General features: G+C 69.7%; 2 protein-coding genes. Both read right to left on the reverse strand.

Annotated features, from left to right (window positions below):
• A partial coding sequence (locus G3N97_RS38490) for a DUF1800 domain-containing protein (RefSeq protein WP_205997954.1) occupies positions 1-1188 on the reverse strand: 1188 nt, incomplete at its 3' end.
• A gap of 110 nt (positions 1189-1298) precedes the next feature.
• A partial coding sequence (locus G3N97_RS38495; RefSeq protein WP_205997955.1) for a periplasmic heavy metal sensor occupies positions 1299-1585 on the reverse strand: 287 nt, incomplete at its 5' end.

A 1585-nucleotide genomic window follows, 5' to 3' on the forward strand; every position in this document is an offset into this window, starting at 1 on the left:
GAGCAGCGGCGCGGCGTTCAGGCCGCCCGAGCCGCCGCGATTGCGCCAGCCGAGCGCGCGCATCGACGAGACGGTCCAGTCCCACGGTGTCTTGAACTTGGCGTCGTCGGCGGACCAGGCTTGCGGCGCTTCCACGAGCGCGCGATAGACGCTCGGCAGATCGCCGCCGCTTTGCTCGAACACTTGCGCGAGGCGGTCGGTGAGGGCGGGCGGCGGATTGTCGGCCACGAAATGGCGCGCGAGCTGAAACGCGATATGGCGGCTCGTCGGCGGCGCGTGCGCGAGGTCGTGCAGGATCGCGAGCGCCTGTCGTTCGTCATCCTGATCATATTGGCGGCCCATCACGGTGCGTGTGCCGGGCTCGTGCAGCGCGGGCCGGAACACGAACGCGCCGGGCGTGGCGTTGCCCGGCTGCGGGCCGCGCACGCCCGCCACGCTCCAGCCCGTGAGCGCGCGCGCGAATTCGGTGACGTCGGCCTGCGTGTAGCCGGTGCGCACGCCGAGCGTATGCAGCTCCATGATTTCGCGCGCGAGATTTTCGTTGAGACCGCGTTGATGCGAGGGATCGCGTTGATCGGCGCGCAGCGCGGCGCGGCTGTTCGGGCCGACCGAGCGGATCTGATCGAGAAAGACCTGCATGGCCGCGTGCTGTTCGACGGCGACCAGCAGATCGTCGAATGTGCCGAGCACATGCGGGCGGATCGCTTCCATCTCGAACGAACCCGCGAGTCCGGCAAGCGCGGGTTTGTCGACGGAAACCGCAAAGTGATTCGACCAGAAGTGGACGAGGCGTTCGACGAAGGGCGTGTCCGTCTGCAAGGCGCTGTCGAGGCGCGCGTTGACGGCGCTGCGGTAGACCTCGACGCCTTCGCGCCGGATCGCGCGGTTCACGGCTTGTCGCTTGGCCTGAGTCGATGTCGCGGGCGCGGCGTCGCTGGCGGCGTTGTTCGTCGCGTTGTTCATCGACGCGTCGCCGCTCAAACCTTGCTGTCGCTCCTCGCCGAAGCGCGTCGTGAGCGCGATCGCGCCGGGCTGATCGCGCCAGGCGGCGGGCAGCGCTTCATAGCGCGAGAACTGATCGAGCAGCCAATGCGGCGGATTGTCGGGCGGCGCTTCGTCGGGGCGCGCGCCGAGGCCGAAGCGATTCATGGCGATCGCGCCGGCGCGGGCGGTCGGCAAGCTGTTCATGCGCGCTCCTCGTGACGTGGCGTATTTCCCTTAAACGCGGTGGCGTCGGGAATCCGTCGCGAGGATCGCGATTTTTTTGCGCGTGTTCTGCCACGCGATGCCGCGCGACGTCAGTTCGTCTCGCCCGCCTCGCTGGCCGCGCTCGCGGCGGCGCGCGGCGCTTTGCGCGGCGCGGGCAGACGCCATTGACCGCTGCGCCTCAAGCCTTCGACGAACTTGATGCGCTCGTCGGGCGTGAGCGTCGCGGCATAGTCGGCGACACCGCTTTCCACCTTCGCGCGCAAGGCGCTGTCCGCTTCGCGCGTGTGCGCGAGCGCGGCGTCGAGCGCGACGCGGTCGAGCTGCGGCGCGGCGAGCAGATCGAGCACCTCGCGGCGATCTTCGCGCGCGGCGCGCG

This window comes from Paraburkholderia sp. Ac-20347, from assembly GCF_017104805.1.
Taxonomy (GTDB): domain Bacteria; phylum Pseudomonadota; class Gammaproteobacteria; order Burkholderiales; family Burkholderiaceae; genus Paraburkholderia; species Paraburkholderia tropica.